This window comes from Pseudomonas sp. AB39(2026), from assembly GCF_059831485.1.
Genome location: NZ_CP195212.1, coordinates 4,344,730 through 4,357,832, shown reverse-complemented (window position 1 = coordinate 4,357,832; position 13,103 = coordinate 4,344,730). Strand labels below are relative to the sequence as shown.

The 13,103-nt window shown below is 60.6% G+C and carries 14 protein-coding genes; 8 read left to right on the top strand and 6 right to left on the bottom strand.

The genetic code is table 11. The features are described from left to right. Window positions 1-106 precede the first annotated feature (106 nt). The 3 genes from ACSAMW_RS20050 to ACSAMW_RS20040 all read left to right on the top strand — a co-directional run bounded on the left by ACSAMW_RS20050 (window position 107) and on the right by ACSAMW_RS20040 (window position 3,346). The gene (locus ACSAMW_RS20050; protein WP_500591758.1) at window positions 107-1,318 is read left to right on the top strand and encodes a pyridoxal phosphate-dependent aminotransferase; all 1,212 of its coding nucleotides are present in this window, start codon (window positions 107-109) and stop codon (window positions 1,316-1,318) included. A 209-nt stretch (window positions 1,319-1,527) separates the two neighbouring features. Further along, complete coding sequence (gene htpX, locus ACSAMW_RS20045; RefSeq protein ID WP_500591757.1) at window positions 1,528-2,415, top strand: protease HtpX; 888 nt, start codon at window positions 1,528-1,530, stop codon at window positions 2,413-2,415. Window positions 2,416-2,578: 163 nt separating this feature from the next. Next, window positions 2,579-3,346, top strand: coding sequence for a DODA-type extradiol aromatic ring-opening family dioxygenase (locus ACSAMW_RS20040; RefSeq protein WP_500591756.1), 768 nt, complete (start codon window positions 2,579-2,581; stop codon window positions 3,344-3,346). Between the two features lie 72 nt (window positions 3,347-3,418). Here the strand turns inward: ACSAMW_RS20040 and ACSAMW_RS20035 are convergent, their stop codons facing one another. Next, window positions 3,419-5,068: a DEAD/DEAH box helicase gene (locus ACSAMW_RS20035; RefSeq protein ID WP_168081918.1), complete on the bottom strand. Its 1,650-nt coding sequence runs from the start codon at window positions 5,066-5,068 to the stop codon at window positions 3,419-3,421. Window positions 5,069-5,357: 289 nt separating this feature from the next. Continuing rightward, entirely contained in the window at window positions 5,358-6,113 is a 756-nt protein-coding gene (locus ACSAMW_RS20030; protein WP_500594090.1) for a spermidine synthase, read from the bottom strand. Window positions 6,114-6,255: 142 nt separating this feature from the next. On the opposite strand from ACSAMW_RS20030, the gene ACSAMW_RS20025 reads away from it, so the two are divergent. After that, entirely contained in the window at window positions 6,256-7,605 is a 1,350-nt protein-coding gene (locus tag ACSAMW_RS20025) for a class II 3-deoxy-7-phosphoheptulonate synthase (protein WP_500591755.1), read from the top strand. A 49-nt stretch (window positions 7,606-7,654) separates the two neighbouring features. Here ACSAMW_RS20025 and ACSAMW_RS20020 read toward each other — a convergent pair whose 3' ends face one another. Then, window positions 7,655-7,888, bottom strand: a complete 234-nt coding sequence (locus ACSAMW_RS20020) for a DUF1127 domain-containing protein (protein ID WP_500591754.1) — start codon at window positions 7,886-7,888, stop codon at window positions 7,655-7,657. Between the two features lie 97 nt (window positions 7,889-7,985). Here ACSAMW_RS20020 and ACSAMW_RS20015 point away from each other — a divergent pair, with 97 nt between their 5' ends. Beyond that, the gene (locus tag ACSAMW_RS20015; protein WP_500591753.1) at window positions 7,986-8,840 is read left to right on the top strand and encodes a LysR family transcriptional regulator; all 855 of its coding nucleotides are present in this window, start codon (window positions 7,986-7,988) and stop codon (window positions 8,838-8,840) included. On the opposite strand, the gene ACSAMW_RS20010 is transcribed toward ACSAMW_RS20015, so the two are convergent. Beyond that, entirely contained in the window at window positions 8,841-9,590 is a 750-nt protein-coding gene (locus ACSAMW_RS20010; RefSeq protein ID WP_500591752.1) for a sulfite exporter TauE/SafE family protein, read from the bottom strand. 178 nt (window positions 9,591-9,768) lie between these two features. Between ACSAMW_RS20010 and ACSAMW_RS20005 the strand changes: the two genes are divergently transcribed. Then, complete coding sequence (locus ACSAMW_RS20005) at window positions 9,769-10,239, top strand: MarR family winged helix-turn-helix transcriptional regulator (protein ID WP_500591751.1); 471 nt, start codon at window positions 9,769-9,771, stop codon at window positions 10,237-10,239. 54 nt (window positions 10,240-10,293) lie between these two features. On the opposite strand, the gene ACSAMW_RS20000 is transcribed toward ACSAMW_RS20005, so the two are convergent. Continuing rightward, a complete protein-coding gene (locus ACSAMW_RS20000) occupies window positions 10,294-10,863 on the bottom strand; it encodes an elongation factor P (protein WP_500591750.1) in 570 nt (189 codons plus the stop codon). Window positions 10,864-10,905: 42 nt separating this feature from the next. Then, window positions 10,906-12,036, bottom strand: a complete 1,131-nt coding sequence (gene earP, locus ACSAMW_RS19995; RefSeq protein WP_500591749.1) for an elongation factor P maturation arginine rhamnosyltransferase EarP — start codon at window positions 12,034-12,036, stop codon at window positions 10,906-10,908. Between the two features lie 125 nt (window positions 12,037-12,161). On the opposite strand from earP, the gene ACSAMW_RS19990 reads away from it, so the two are divergent. Together ACSAMW_RS19990 and ACSAMW_RS19985 are read left to right on the top strand one after the other, a co-directional pair. Further along, entirely contained in the window at window positions 12,162-12,614 is a 453-nt protein-coding gene (locus ACSAMW_RS19990) for a hypothetical protein (RefSeq protein WP_500591748.1), read from the top strand. Next, complete coding sequence (locus ACSAMW_RS19985; protein WP_500591747.1) at window positions 12,614-13,096, top strand: GreA/GreB family elongation factor; 483 nt, start codon at window positions 12,614-12,616, stop codon at window positions 13,094-13,096. Before ACSAMW_RS19990 ends, ACSAMW_RS19985 begins: the two co-directional genes overlap by 1 nt. Window positions 13,097-13,103 lie beyond the last annotated feature (7 nt).

Genomic DNA, 13,103 nt, shown 5'->3' with positions numbered 1-13,103 from the left:
GAGCGGCACGTATGATTGCGCCTTTGTGCCTTGCCAGTCTGTCACCCGCGCACTGCGCGTTCAAATCCAATTTCGGCGCCGCCCGGCCACTCCTCGGGATCTCATCATGCAGTTCAGCAAATCCAACAAGCTCGCCAATGTCTGCTATGACATCCGCGGGCCGGTCCTCAAGCATGCCAAACGCCTTGAAGAAGAAGGCCACCGCATCCTCAAGCTGAATATCGGCAACCCTGCCCCGTTCGGTTTCGAAGCACCGGAAGAAATCCTTCAGGATGTGATTCGAAACCTGCCCACTGCCCAAGGCTACAGCGACTCCAAGGGGCTGTTCAGCGCCCGCAAGGCGGTGATGCAGTATTACCAGCAAAAGCAGGTAGACGGCGTTGGCATCGAAGATATCTACCTGGGCAACGGCGTGTCCGAGCTTATCGTGATGTCCATGCAGGCGTTGCTCAACAATGGCGACGAAGTGCTAATACCCGCGCCGGACTACCCCCTCTGGACAGCCGCCGTGAGCCTGGCAGGGGGGCATGCCGTGCATTACCTGTGCGACGAACAGGCCAACTGGTGGCCAGACCTGGACGACATCAAGGCCAAGATCACCCCCAACACCAAGGCCATGGTGATCATCAATCCCAACAACCCTACAGGCGCGGTGTACTCCAAGGACGTACTGCTGGGCATGTTAGAGCTGGCCCGCCAGCATAACCTGGTGGTGTTTTCCGACGAGATCTACGACAAGATTCTTTACGACGAAGCCCTGCACATCAGCACGGCCTCTCTGGCACCCGACCTGCTCTGCCTGACTTTCAACGGCTTGTCCAAGTCCTACCGCGTGGCGGGTTTCCGCTCCGGCTGGCTAGCCATTTCCGGGCCCAAGCACAATGCACAGAGCTATATTGAAGGCCTGGATATCCTGGCCAACATGCGTTTGTGCGCCAACGTACCTAGCCAGCATGCTATCCAGACCGCTTTGGGTGGTTACCAGAGCATCAATGACCTGGTGCTGCCACCTGGGCGCCTGCTGGAGCAGCGCAACCGCACCTGGGAACTGCTCAATGACATTCCTGGCGTAAGCTGCGTCAAGCCTATGGGCGCACTCTATGCCTTCCCACGCATCGATCCGAAGGTTTGCCCCATTCTCAACGATGAAAAATTCGTGCTGGACCTGCTGCTATCGGAAAAACTGCTGGTGGTCCAGGGCACTGCTTTCAACTGGCCGTGGCCTGACCATTTCCGTGTGGTAACGCTACCCAGGGTCGATGACCTGGAGCAAGCCATCGGCCGTATCGGAAATTTCCTGCGTACCTATCGCCAGTAACACCTGGCAATGGCTTCGGGTGCCGCACAGGCCCGAAGCCTTGCAAGCCGCGGTTTAGCGCTGGCTGCAGGAGATGGCATTTTTCGACAGGTTGCGTAGGAAACTTCTGACGACACAGTTTGAAATAGTCGCTCGGTTGAATCGACCAGCAAGGCGCCTTATATACCCGACTACGTTTTACCTCTATTTGTCGGGAGTACCTCAACACCATGATGCGCATTCTGCTGTTCGTGGCCACCAACCTGGCGGTGGTGCTGATTGCCAGCATCACCCTGAGCCTCTTTGGCTTCAACGGTTTCATGGCGGCAAACGGCGTAGACCTTGACCTGAGCCAGCTGCTGGTCTTCTGTGCAGTGTTCGGCTTCGCCGGCTCGCTGATCTCGCTGTTCATCTCCAAATGGATGGCCCGGATGAGTACCGGCACCCAGGTCATCACCCAACCCCGCACACGCCACGAACAATGGTTGATGCAGACCGTGGCAGAGCTGTCCCGCGAGGCCGGTATAAAAATGCCTGAGGTGGGTATTTTCCCTGCCTATGAAGCCAATGCCTTCGCCACCGGCTGGAACCGAAACGACGCCTTGGTGGCCGTGAGCCAAGGCCTGCTGGAACGCTTTTCACCTGATGAAGTGCGTGCAGTACTGGCGCACGAGATCGGCCATGTGGCCAACGGAGACATGGTGACCCTGGCCTTGGTACAGGGTGTGGTAAACACCTTCGTGATGTTCTTCGCTCGCATCATCGGCAATTTCGTCGATAAGGTGATCTTCAAGAACGAAGAAGGGCAAGGTATCGCCTACTTCATCGCGACCATTTTCGCCGAAATCGTATTGGGCATTCTGGCCAGCATCATCGTGATGTGGTTCTCACGCCGTCGCGAATTCCGGGCCGACGACGCTGGCGCACGCCTGGCTGGTACGGGCGCGATGATCAATGCGCTGCAGCGGTTGCGTGCCGAGCAGGGCGTTCCGGTCACTATGCCAAGCACCCTCACTGCATTTGGTATCAACGGCGGCTTGAAACAGGGCCTCGCAGGCCTGCTGATGAGCCACCCGCCTCTGGAAGCGCGTATCGAGGCGTTGCGCCAGCGGGGTTGAGCCAGCTTCAAGCTTCAAGCTTCAAGAAGGACGGCGAAAGTCGTCCTTTTGCGTTTTCTGGGATCAGGGCTGGGTTTATTCGATAGGTTTGTGCAGGAAAATGGGCTGGATCTAAAAGAGAAGTTGATTGAAGATCAGGCATTCTCTTTTTTATGAGGCCACTATGCTGCCTAGCCTGTTCGTCTCTCACGGCTCACCCATGCTAGCGTTGGAGCCGGGTGCCAGTGGCCCGGCGCTGCAACGGCTGGCTGCGGAATTCCCGCGGCCTAGCGCTATTGTGGTGGTGTCTGCACATTGGGAAAGCCAAGCCTTGCAGGTGGGTAGCCACCCGGCTCCACGCACTTGGCATGACTTCGGTGGTTTTCCTGCACCGCTGTACGCCGTGCAATACCCCGCTCCAGGGCAGCCTGCCCTTGCTGAACGCATTGCTGAGCAACTGGGGTTGCATGGGTTGCCCGCCATACTCGATCCACAGCGCCCCTTTGATCACGGTGTGTGGGTGCCATTGAGCTTGATGTACCCAAACGCCGACATTCCTGTGGTGCAGGTTTCACTGCCCAGCCAGCACGGGCCTGCTCTGCAAATGGCCGTTGGCGAGGCGCTGGCAGGGTTGCGCAGTGAAGGCGTTCTGCTGGTGGGCTCCGGTAGTATCACGCACAACCTGCGGGAGCTAGACCGTTATGCAGACGACGAACAGTCAGCGCCCTGGGCGTTGGCCTTCAGGGACTGGATGGTGGAAAAGTTGGAACGCGCAGACATTGATGCCTTGCTGGACTACCGCCAACAAGCGCCTTACGCCCTGCGCAACCACCCGAGCGATGAGCACTTGCTGCCGCTGTACTTCGCCTTGGGCGCTGGCGGCGCGTTCAGCACTGCACACCAAGGGTTCACGTTGGGCTCATTGGGCATGGATGTATATCGGTTTGGTTGAGAACGAAAACGCCTGCCCGGAAAACAAAAACCCCCGCACTCAGGCGGGGGCTTCTGTTGTGGCCGCTACGGCTCAGTCTTCACGGTAACGGCGCAGTTTCAACTGCTTGCCCGCTACACGCGTGTCCTTGAGCTTGGCCAGCAGACGGTCCAGGCCGTCTTCAGGCAGCTCGACCAGGCTGAAGCTGTCACGCACTTGAATGCGACCAATGGCTTCACGCACCAGGCCGCCCTCATTGAGGATTGCACCCAGCAGGTTTTTCGCGGCGATACCGTCGCGAGCACCCAGGGCGGTACGGCAGCGTACGCGGCCTTCGCCCAACGGCATGGGGGCACGGCGCTCGTGACGCTCGCCACTGCGCTCGCGTTGAGCACCCGCGGTCGGCACCAGGGGCTGATCCCGCTCAACGGTGGCCAGGTCCAGCGCTTGACCATTGGTGGCTTTGCTGAGCAGGGCAGCAGCCAACGCGCGCGGGCTGCAACCGATGTCTGCGGTGAGGCGGTCGAGCAGTTCGCCATGGCTGGCTTCTGCATCGGCTACCAGCGGCGACAGGCTGTTGGTCAGCTTCTTGATGCGTGCATCCAGTACGGCTTGGGCGTTGGGCAGTCGAACTTCGGCTACCTTCTGGCCCGTGACGCGCTCGATCACCTGCAGCATACGACGCTCGCGCGGGGTCACCAGCAGCAGCGCACGGCCTTCGCGACCGGCACGGCCAGTACGGCCGATACGGTGCACGTAGGATTCCGGGTCGTACGGCATGTCCACGTTGAATACGTGGGTGATGCGCGGTACGTCCAGGCCACGAGCCGCTACGTCGGTCGCCACAACGATGTCCAGGCGGCCATCCTTGAGCGACTCGATCACACGCTCACGCTGGTTCTGGGCAATATCACCGTTCAGCGCAGCGGCCTTGTAGCCTTTGGCTTCGAGGGCGCTGGCCAGGTCCAGGGTGGCTTGCTTGGTGCGCACGAAAGCGATCAGGGCGTCGAACTCTTCCACTTCCAGCAAGCGCAGCACGGCTGGCACTTTCTGGTCGGCGTGAACCAGCAGGAAAGCCTGCTCGATCGCCGATACGGTTTGCGTCTTGGTCTGGATCTTGACGTGCTTGGGGTCACGCAGGTGACGCTCGGCGATCGCGCGGATGGACTGCGGCAGGGTAGCCGAGAACAGCACGGTCTGGCGGGTTTCAGGCATGGCTTCGAAGATCACTTCGAGGTCATCCATGAAGCCCAGCTTGAGCATTTCGTCGGCTTCGTCGAGCACCAGGTGGTTGACGGTCGACAGCACCTTTTCGTCGCGGCGCAGGTGGTCGCACAAGCGGCCGGGGGTTGCCACGACGATTTGCGCGCCATTGCGAATGGCTTTGAGCTGCGGGCCCATCGGGGCTCCGCCATATACAGCTACAACGTTCACGCCAGGCATTTGCTTGGCGTAGGTTTCGAACGCGGTAGCCACTTGCAGCGCCAACTCACGGGTTGGCGCAAGGATCAGGGCTTGCGGCTCGCGCTTGCTCGGGTCAATACGGTGCAGGATCGGCAGAGCGAACGCGGCAGTTTTGCCGGTACCGGTCTGCGCCTGGCCAATCATGTCGTGACCGGCCAGGATGATCGGAATCGATTGCTGCTGGATTGCCGAGGGTTCTTCGTACCCTGTGGCAATGACTGCTGCAACGATGCTTGGATGAAGTTCGAGCGCGGCGAAGCCGCCGGATTCCTGGGTCATGGGTCTGCCTCTGAGTGCATCCGCAAAGACCCATTCCAAAGCTGCGCATGCCGAAAGACTTCGAGAGTCACCCTGGCAACTTTGGCGGCGGGGATTTGCGAAAACGATTGATGAATGAATCGTCAGGAGAGCCCGCTAGTGCGGACGTCAGCCGAAGCTGTCTTCGGAGAGTGCTACCTAAACGTGGCCCGTTAAAAGGCCGGCGCGCATCATACCTGAAAAGCCAGAGTGCGGGGGAGTTTTTTCACTGCCAAGACAGCGCTGCCCCGCCCGCGCCCGTTGGGCCGCCTCAAGAGGCAGGCCGCAGTGCGTTGAGCAGGTAGTCCAGCGAATAGCCCAGTTTTGGCGCTAGCTGAGCACAGCGCTGGCGCATGGCATCGATGTCCAGGGCCTGGTTCAGGTCCGCAGGCACCAGCAAGATGACATTGCCCTCCTTGACGGGAAGCTCCCAGTAATGACGGTGATATAGCCCTCGCAACAGGGCCGCCCCCAGGGGCTTGCCATCATCGCTGGCCCACTGGTTGATGATGAGCCAGCCTTCAGGGTTGAGGCGCTGCTGGCACTGCTCCAAAAATCGCCAGGCCAAGTGGGCCACACCAGGCCCCTGGTCGGTGTAAAGGTCCACGAATACCAGGTCCGCCGACTCCGCCGTGGGCAGCAAGGCCAGCGCATCGCCTATGCGGATGTACAACCGCGGGTCATCCTTGAGCCCCATGTGCTCCATGGCCAGGCGGGGTACGTCAGGGCGCAGTTCGATGCATTCAACGTCTTCGAGCGGCAGGTGCGCCAGGCAGGCCTGGGTCAGGTTTCCCGCACCTAGCCCCAGGAACAGGGCCGTCTCTGGTTGTTCGTGGCACAGCGCGCCAATGAGCATGGCTCGGGTGTAATCGTATTCCAGCCAGGCTGGGTCTGGCATGAACACGCAACTCTGCTCGATGGCCTGGCCGAATTCCAGAAAGCGGTACTCACCCACTGCCCACACACGAATGACGCCAAAGGCATCTTCGACCTCGGCCAGCAGGTGCTCGTCCGAAGCGGGCGACAGGGGTTGGTTGGGTTCGTCCATGAGAGGGCCGTCGCTAAGCGGAAACCGTGCATTCTCCCCTACCGCCCGGTAATGCGCCAGCGAAGCGAAACCCCGGCGGGTACGCTACCATGCGTGCCCCTGCCCTTATTGCGAGGCCCCCATGTTTGCCCCCTGGACCCCTGACAGCTGGCGCCAGCTGCCGATCAAGCAACAGCCCGCCTATCCCGATGCCGCTCACCTGGCCCGCGTAGAGCATACTCTTGCCGGCTTCCCGCCCTTGGTGTTTGCCGGCGAAGCCCGCGAGTTGCGTCGCCAGTTTGCCGAGGTAACCCATGGCCGCGCATTCCTGCTGCAAGGGGGCGATTGCGCCGAAAGCTTTGCCGAGTTCTCTGCCGCCAAGATTCGCGACACCTTCAAGGTATTACTGCAGATGGCGGTGGTGATGACTTTCGCGGCCGGTTGCCCAGTGGTGAAAGTGGGGCGCATGGCCGGGCAGTTCGCCAAGCCGCGCTCGGGCAATGATGAAACCCAAGGGGCAGTGACGCTGCCGGCCTACCGGGGCGATATTGTCAATGGTATCGGCTTTGACGAGAAAAGCCGTGTGCCGGACCCAGAACGGCTGATGCAGGCTTATCACCAGTCCACCGCCAGCCTTAACTTGCTGCGCGCCTTTGCCCAAGGCGGGTTCGCTGACCTGCACCAAGTGCACAAGTGGAACCTGGACTTCATTGCAGGCTCGGCCCTTGCCGATAAATACCACCGCCTGGCCGATCGCATTGATGAAAGCCTGGGCTTTATGCGCGCCTGTGGGCTTCATGACCTCCCGCAGTTGCGCGAAACCAGCTTTTTCACCGCCCACGAAGCGCTACTGCTCAACTACGAACAGGCTTTCGTACGCCGGGATAGCCTGACCAACGACTGGTACGACTGTTCGGCGCACATGCTGTGGATCGGCGACCGAACACGCCAGCTGGACGGCGCGCATGTGGAGTTCCTGCGTGGGGTCGGCAACCCCATCGGGGTTAAAGTGGGGCCAAGCATGGACAGCGACGAGCTGATCCGCCTGATCGACGTGCTCAACCCGGATAACGACCCGGGCCGCCTGAACCTTATCGTGCGCATGGGCGCAGGCAAGGTGGCCGACCACCTGCCCCGGCTGCTACAGGCTGTGCAGCGTGAAGGCAAGCAGGTGCTGTGGAGCTGCGACCCTATGCATGGCAACACCATCAAAGCCAGCTCCGGCTACAAGACCCGGGACTTTGCGCAGGTGCTGGGTGAAGTGAAGGACTTCTTCCAGGCACACCAGGCCGAGGGTACCTATGCCGGCGGTATTCACATTGAAATGACCGGGCAGAACGTGACCGAATGCATCGGGGGCTCACGCCCTGTGACCGAAGACGCACTGTCAGACCGTTACCACACCCATTGCGACCCTCGGCTCAATGCCGATCAATCCCTTGAGCTGGCCTTCATGATCGCCGAAACCCTCAAGGGGGTACGTCGTTCCTGACAAACGCCTGACCTGGGCGGCTGCACGCCCCCCCTCCCGGCCAGCAGCTTCAACGTCGCAGGGGGTCATCCCAGAAAGGCCGCTCGGTTTCCATGGCGATGTCTGCGCGGCTCAAGCCCAGGTCCTTCAACGCCTCATCGCCCAGGGTCGCCAGCTGGGTTCGCTGGCGGCCCAGCTCCCGCCAGCGGCGAACCTGCGCGATAGCCGTACAGGCCCAACCAGGCCACTGGAGCGTTTCAAATCGTGCTTTGGAAACAGGTACACATCCGTTCTGACCTTTCATCGTATTGCCCTCCGTAAGCGATGGGCAAAGTGTCCGCCACCCCGATAAGATCAATCCAACGAATGTTTCTTATCCATCCCATCTCGGATATTGATGAATGGCTAACTACCCGAGTATCGACTCTGATGTACTGCGCACCTTTGTAGCCATTGCCGACCAGGGTGGTTTCACGCGCGCTGGCGAATTGGTCAACCGGACCCAGTCGGCCGTCAGCATGCAAATGAAGCGGCTGGAGGAAGAGGTGTTGCAGCGCCAACTGTTCGAGCGTGACGGGCGGCAGGTTCGCCTGACGGCCGAGGGCCAGGTGTTGCTCGGGTATGCCCGGCGCATCCTGAAATTGCACAGTGAAGTGTTCAACACCCTGCGCGCCCCCCATATGGTGGGTACGGTGCGCATCGGCACACCAGACGACTACGCCATGCGGTTTTTACCGGGCATCCTGTCACGCTTTGCCGAAACCTACCCGCTGGTCCAGGTGGAAGTACACTGCGAAACCTCACGCCAGCTGATGACGCGCAAGGACCTTGACCTTACGATCGTAACCCGTGAGCCGGGGCAGGACGTGGGCCAATTGCTGCGCCAGGAACGTTTCGTGTGGGCTGAAGCCAACGGGTTTTCACCCCATGAGCGCGACCCGGTACCCTTGGCCCTGTTCAACACGGATTGCTTTTGCCGCGTATGGGCCTGCAATGCGCTGGACACCCGAGGCAAGGGCTATCGCGTGGCCTACACCAGCCCAAGCCTGGCTGCCATCATGGCGGTGGTGACCGCCGGGCTGGCCGTGACGGCCCAATTGCAAAGCCTGATACCTGCTGACATGCGCATCTTGGGTGCGGCGGAGGGCCTGCCAGAACTGCCTCTGGCCAACGTGATGCTCCTGCGCAACACCGCCACCCAGTCACCTGTGACCGAATCCCTTGCAGAGGTGATTGCGGAAGGTTTCCGCTTGTAATCACACTTTGAGGGCAAGCATCAGAGCGCAGACCAGCACGAAGCCACAAAATGCCATGCGCAGCACCCGTTCTGGCAGGGCGTAAGCGATACGCACCCCCCAACTGATGCTAAGTAAACCGCCTGCAGCCATGGCCAGGCCCATGGGCCAGTTCACGTGTCTGTGCATCGCATAGGTGACCAGCGTGATCCCTGTGCTGGGCGCAGCCAGCGCCAGCGAAAGCCCTTGGGCCACCACCTGTGACGCACCAAAAGCCGCCGTCAGCACCGGCGTAGCCACCACGGCGCCGCCTACCCCGAACAACCCGCCCATCAAGCCCGCAAGGCCGCCCAATGCGCCCAGCCAAGGCCAACCGTGCTTGAGTTGAGCAGCAGGTGCCTGCTTATGACTAAACATTCGCCACAGGTTCATCGCCACCAGAAACAGCAGAAAACCAATGAACCCCTTGCGCATAAGCGCAGGGTCTAGGCCTATGGCCCATAAGGACCCCAGCCAGGCACACAGCAGCCCGGCCACGCCCAGTGCGGCCGCCTGGCGGGGGTCGATGCGGTTGCGCTGATGGTAGCGCCACAAGGCCAGCAGCACATTGGGGACTACCATCACCAAGGCGGTGCCTTGAGCCAATTGCTGGTCCAGGCCAAACAGCAAACCCAGCGCGGGAATCGCGATCAGGCCGCCCCCAATACCGAATATTCCACCCAAGGTGCCCAGCGCAGCGCCAAACACCACGTACCCTGCCCACTCCAGCATCACCTCCCCCCTTACCAGCCCCGTTTTGTACGGGCCGTGAACATTTAACGAACTTCTGAAGACCTTCACGGTTCGAAATTTCAGGTTGCTCGCTGTCGTAGCGAAAGAACCGACATGGATTGAATGGCCACGAACTACATTCGCGCTAACTTATAGTCATTCGACATCAAGGATCAGCATGAAAGCCGAACACTTAACCAAGCAGGCGGCCGACCCCGGCGATCACTTGCTGCTGGATAACCAGCTTTGCTTTGCCCTTTATTCCACTTCACTGCTCATGACCAAAGTGTACAAGCCACTATTAGGCAAGCTGGGCCTTACCTACCCTCAATACCTGGCGATGCTTGTGCTGTGGGAACGCAACGGCATGACCGTTGGGGAAATCAGCACTCGATTGCTTACAGACCCAGGCTCGCTGACGCCCTTGTTGAAGCGCTTGGAAAGCCTGGGGTTCCTGACCCGCACCCGCAGCAAAGAGGACGAACGCGTAGTGATCGTCAACTTGACTGACGCAGGCCGTGAACTCAAGGCCGCCGCATTGGAGATCCCTGCCTGCATCTTCGGCGCTATTGCCATGGACCCGCCCGACCTAAGCAAACTCCAGAGCCGCTTGCTGGAGGTACGCGCACGGCTTCAGGACAACATTTAACCCTGTGAAAAACAAAAAACCCGGCACCAGGCCGGGTTTTCACGCGCGCAAAACTTACTTGGCGCGGCCCTTGTAGGAACCACCTTCGCGGGTATCGATCTCGATCATGTCACCGATTTCGATGAAGTCGGCCACCGTCAGTTCAGTACCATTCTTCAATTTGGCGGGCTTCATGACCTTGCCAGACGTGTCACCACGGGCCGAACCTTCGGTGTAGTCCACTTGGCGCACGATGGTGGTTGGCAATTCAACCGATACCAGGCGACCTTCGAAGAAGACAGCTTCGCAAATGTCGGTCATGCCTTCTTCCACGAACGGCAGAACGGCTTCGATGTCATCGGCGTTCAGCTCGTACATGGTGTAGTCAGTGGTGTCCATGAACGTATAAGTGTCACCACTGATGAACGACAGGGTGGCTTCCTTGCGGTCCAGGATCACGTCGTCCAGCTTGTCATCAGCCGAATACACGGTTTCGGTTTTGTAGCCGGTCAGCAGGTTCTTCAGCTTGGTCTTCATGATCGCGCTGTTACGGCCGGACTTGGTGAAGTCGGCCTTTTGCACCAGCCATGGATCGTTGTCGATCTTGATGACGGTACCGGGTTTGAGCTCTTTACCAGTTTTCATTACGCAATTCCGAATGGGGTGGTGACGTGTCGTAGCCGCGTATCATAGCGAATTTCGGCGAAACTGCACCAGCGCCGTGGCAAGGTCCGGGCGGGCAGCCAGTTCTGTGCACCAGTTGCGGGCATGGGCAGCCAGCATCTGCCAGTGGGGCATCAGCCCTGCCCAGGCCGCCCCCATGTCGCCGTCCATGTTCCAGGCCCGCCACACTGCACATAGGGCCTCGGCGGCTGCGGCTGGCAGTGCCTGGGTATAAAGGGCCAGGAAGGCCTCGAGCTTTTCCCAGTGTGCGTACTCATCTTGCTGGTAGATGTGCCACAGCAGGGGGCGGGCCGCCCACTGGGCGCGCACGAAGGAATCCTCGCCACGCACCGCATTGAAGTCGCAGGCCCATAGCAATTGGTCATACGCTGGCTGTGACAGGAAAGGCAGTACCTGCACCTGTAACGCCCCTCGGGTGAACAGCTGGCCCTGAGTGAGCGTTTGCCCTGCCCAGGCCTGGACGCTGGCTAGCACACGCCCCTCCGGCACAAGCACATGAACCGGCGAGGGCCCTGCTGCCATCTGATCGAACCACCCGCCCAAGCCGCCATTCTCGTAGGCGAACAGCGATACCAGGCAGGCCGTGTCGGCGGGGGACACCCCTATGCTGTTGAGGAAGGCAGTACGAGCCTTGGCGCTGCCCTGCAGTACCTCACGCGCTTCCAATAGGCCCTGTTCGCGGAGCAAGCCGCCTGTGTCGGGCCGAAAGCCGGGGAAAAAGAAGAACTTTCGCACGCCGCCTGATTTCATGGAGGGCAGCCCGTGACAGCCGCCTACCCAGGGTTCAGCGCTGAGGTACTCCAGGTTGATCCAGCAGGCCGGCTGTAGCCTGTTGGCCAACGCAGCCTCGTACTGGGCAGGGAGCGTGCAGCCAAACGCCTCTATGACCACGCTGGCAACCGGTGTGTCTACCCAGTGTTCCGGCCAGCGGCACACGTGAACGCCTTCCAGGGTTTGCTGGGCGCGGTGGAGGTCAGCCTCAGGGCACAGCCGCGCGAACGCGCCGAGGTTATCGATCCATAACCGCACCTGTAGGCCGTGCTCATGGGCCAACTGGCGGGCCAGGCGCCAGGTCACTCCAGCATCGCCAAAGTTATCCACCACCTTGCAGAAAATATCCCAACCGTTGTCCATGGCACTCACCGCGCTGGCAAAGCTGCAAATTGTGGGGGCGGTGGGGAGGCTCGTAAAGCTCGAACTTAGCGCCTGTGCCACACTACTACCCCTATCGTTCGTTCCCAACTTTCTGGAGCCAAGCCATGCCAGTACGCCCAGCCCGCTCGACCCTGAGGGTCCGCTCATCCAGCCTGCAACTGGTGCTGTCCATCGCGCTGGGCCTGTGGCTTGGGTTTGTGCTCATGCTGCTGACCGGCTGGGCCGCCTGGCGCCTTGGGGCCAATGTGCTGTTTCAACCCGTGGCCATCGTGCCTGCCTCAGCACCCGCTACCCCTGCACCGGCACCGCTGGCAGCCAGGCCTGCACCTCCCCCTGCTACTGCAGTACCTGCCGCCCCTGTCGCTGCACCCAATGCCGATGAAATGTTCGAGCGCTACCAGCAGGAACTGCACAAACAGTCGCTGCGCCAGGCCGAGGAAGCCGCACGGGCGAACCCGGCCAACCAGAACAACCCTAGCTGCCAGTTCTGGCTGGAACAGGCGCAGGCCGCGCCAAGCGATGAAAGCCGCGAGCAAGTGGCGAGGCTGTGTCATTGATGGATAAGCAGGCTTTACAAAGGCTTATTGTAGAGGCCTTGGAGCGGAACCTTGATGTGGCACGCCGTGCTGCACAAACCGCTTATGAAACCGCCACTCACGAAGAGAACATTGCTGAGAACAAGTACGACACCCTTGGCTTGGAGGCGTCCTACCTGGCCACGGGGCAGGCCCGGCGAATGAGTGAAATCGCGCAGGCCCTGACGGCCTTGCGCGCTTTGCCGGCCACCCGGCACTGCCCGGATCGAGGCCTGCAACTGGGCGATTATGTGGTGCTGGAAAACCCTGACGGCCACGTGCGCGCCCTGTTCATAGGGCCGGACGCTGCGGGCTTGGTGGTCCACACCGATAACAGCCCGGTCACCGTGATTACGCCCCGTGCGCCTCTCGGCCAAGCACTGCTTGGCCGCCAGGAGGGTGATGAGGTTCAAGTGCAGGTGGCCGGCAAGCTCCAAACCTACGTGGTTGTCGAGGCCAGCTGAGCCCGCG

Excerpts from the sequence above, each read along its gene's own strand:
- ACSAMW_RS20050 (WP_500591758.1), top strand. The coding sequence starts at position 107 with ATGCAGTTCAGCAAATCCAACAAGCTCGCCAATGTCTGCTATGACATC.
- htpX (WP_500591757.1), top strand. The coding sequence starts at position 1,528 with ATGATGCGCATTCTGCTGTTCGTGGCCACCAACCTGGCGGTGGTGCTG.
- ACSAMW_RS20040 (WP_500591756.1), top strand. The coding sequence starts at position 2,579 with ATGCTGCCTAGCCTGTTCGTCTCTCACGGCTCACCCATGCTAGCGTTG.
- ACSAMW_RS20035 (WP_168081918.1), bottom strand. The coding sequence starts at position 5,068 with ATGACCCAGGAATCCGGCGGCTTCGCCGCGCTCGAACTTCATCCAAGC.
- ACSAMW_RS20025 (WP_500591755.1), top strand. The coding sequence starts at position 6,256 with ATGTTTGCCCCCTGGACCCCTGACAGCTGGCGCCAGCTGCCGATCAAG.
- ACSAMW_RS20020 (WP_500591754.1), bottom strand. The coding sequence starts at position 7,888 with ATGAAAGGTCAGAACGGATGTGTACCTGTTTCCAAAGCACGATTTGAA.
- ACSAMW_RS20015 (WP_500591753.1), top strand. The coding sequence starts at position 7,986 with ATGGCTAACTACCCGAGTATCGACTCTGATGTACTGCGCACCTTTGTA.
- ACSAMW_RS20010 (WP_500591752.1), bottom strand. The coding sequence starts at position 9,590 with ATGCTGGAGTGGGCAGGGTACGTGGTGTTTGGCGCTGCGCTGGGCACC.
- ACSAMW_RS20005 (WP_500591751.1), top strand. The coding sequence starts at position 9,769 with ATGAAAGCCGAACACTTAACCAAGCAGGCGGCCGACCCCGGCGATCAC.
- ACSAMW_RS20000 (WP_500591750.1), bottom strand. The coding sequence starts at position 10,863 with ATGAAAACTGGTAAAGAGCTCAAACCCGGTACCGTCATCAAGATCGAC.
- earP (WP_500591749.1), bottom strand. The coding sequence starts at position 12,036 with ATGGACAACGGTTGGGATATTTTCTGCAAGGTGGTGGATAACTTTGGC.
- ACSAMW_RS19990 (WP_500591748.1), top strand. The coding sequence starts at position 12,162 with ATGCCAGTACGCCCAGCCCGCTCGACCCTGAGGGTCCGCTCATCCAGC.
- ACSAMW_RS19985 (WP_500591747.1), top strand. The coding sequence starts at position 12,614 with ATGGATAAGCAGGCTTTACAAAGGCTTATTGTAGAGGCCTTGGAGCGG.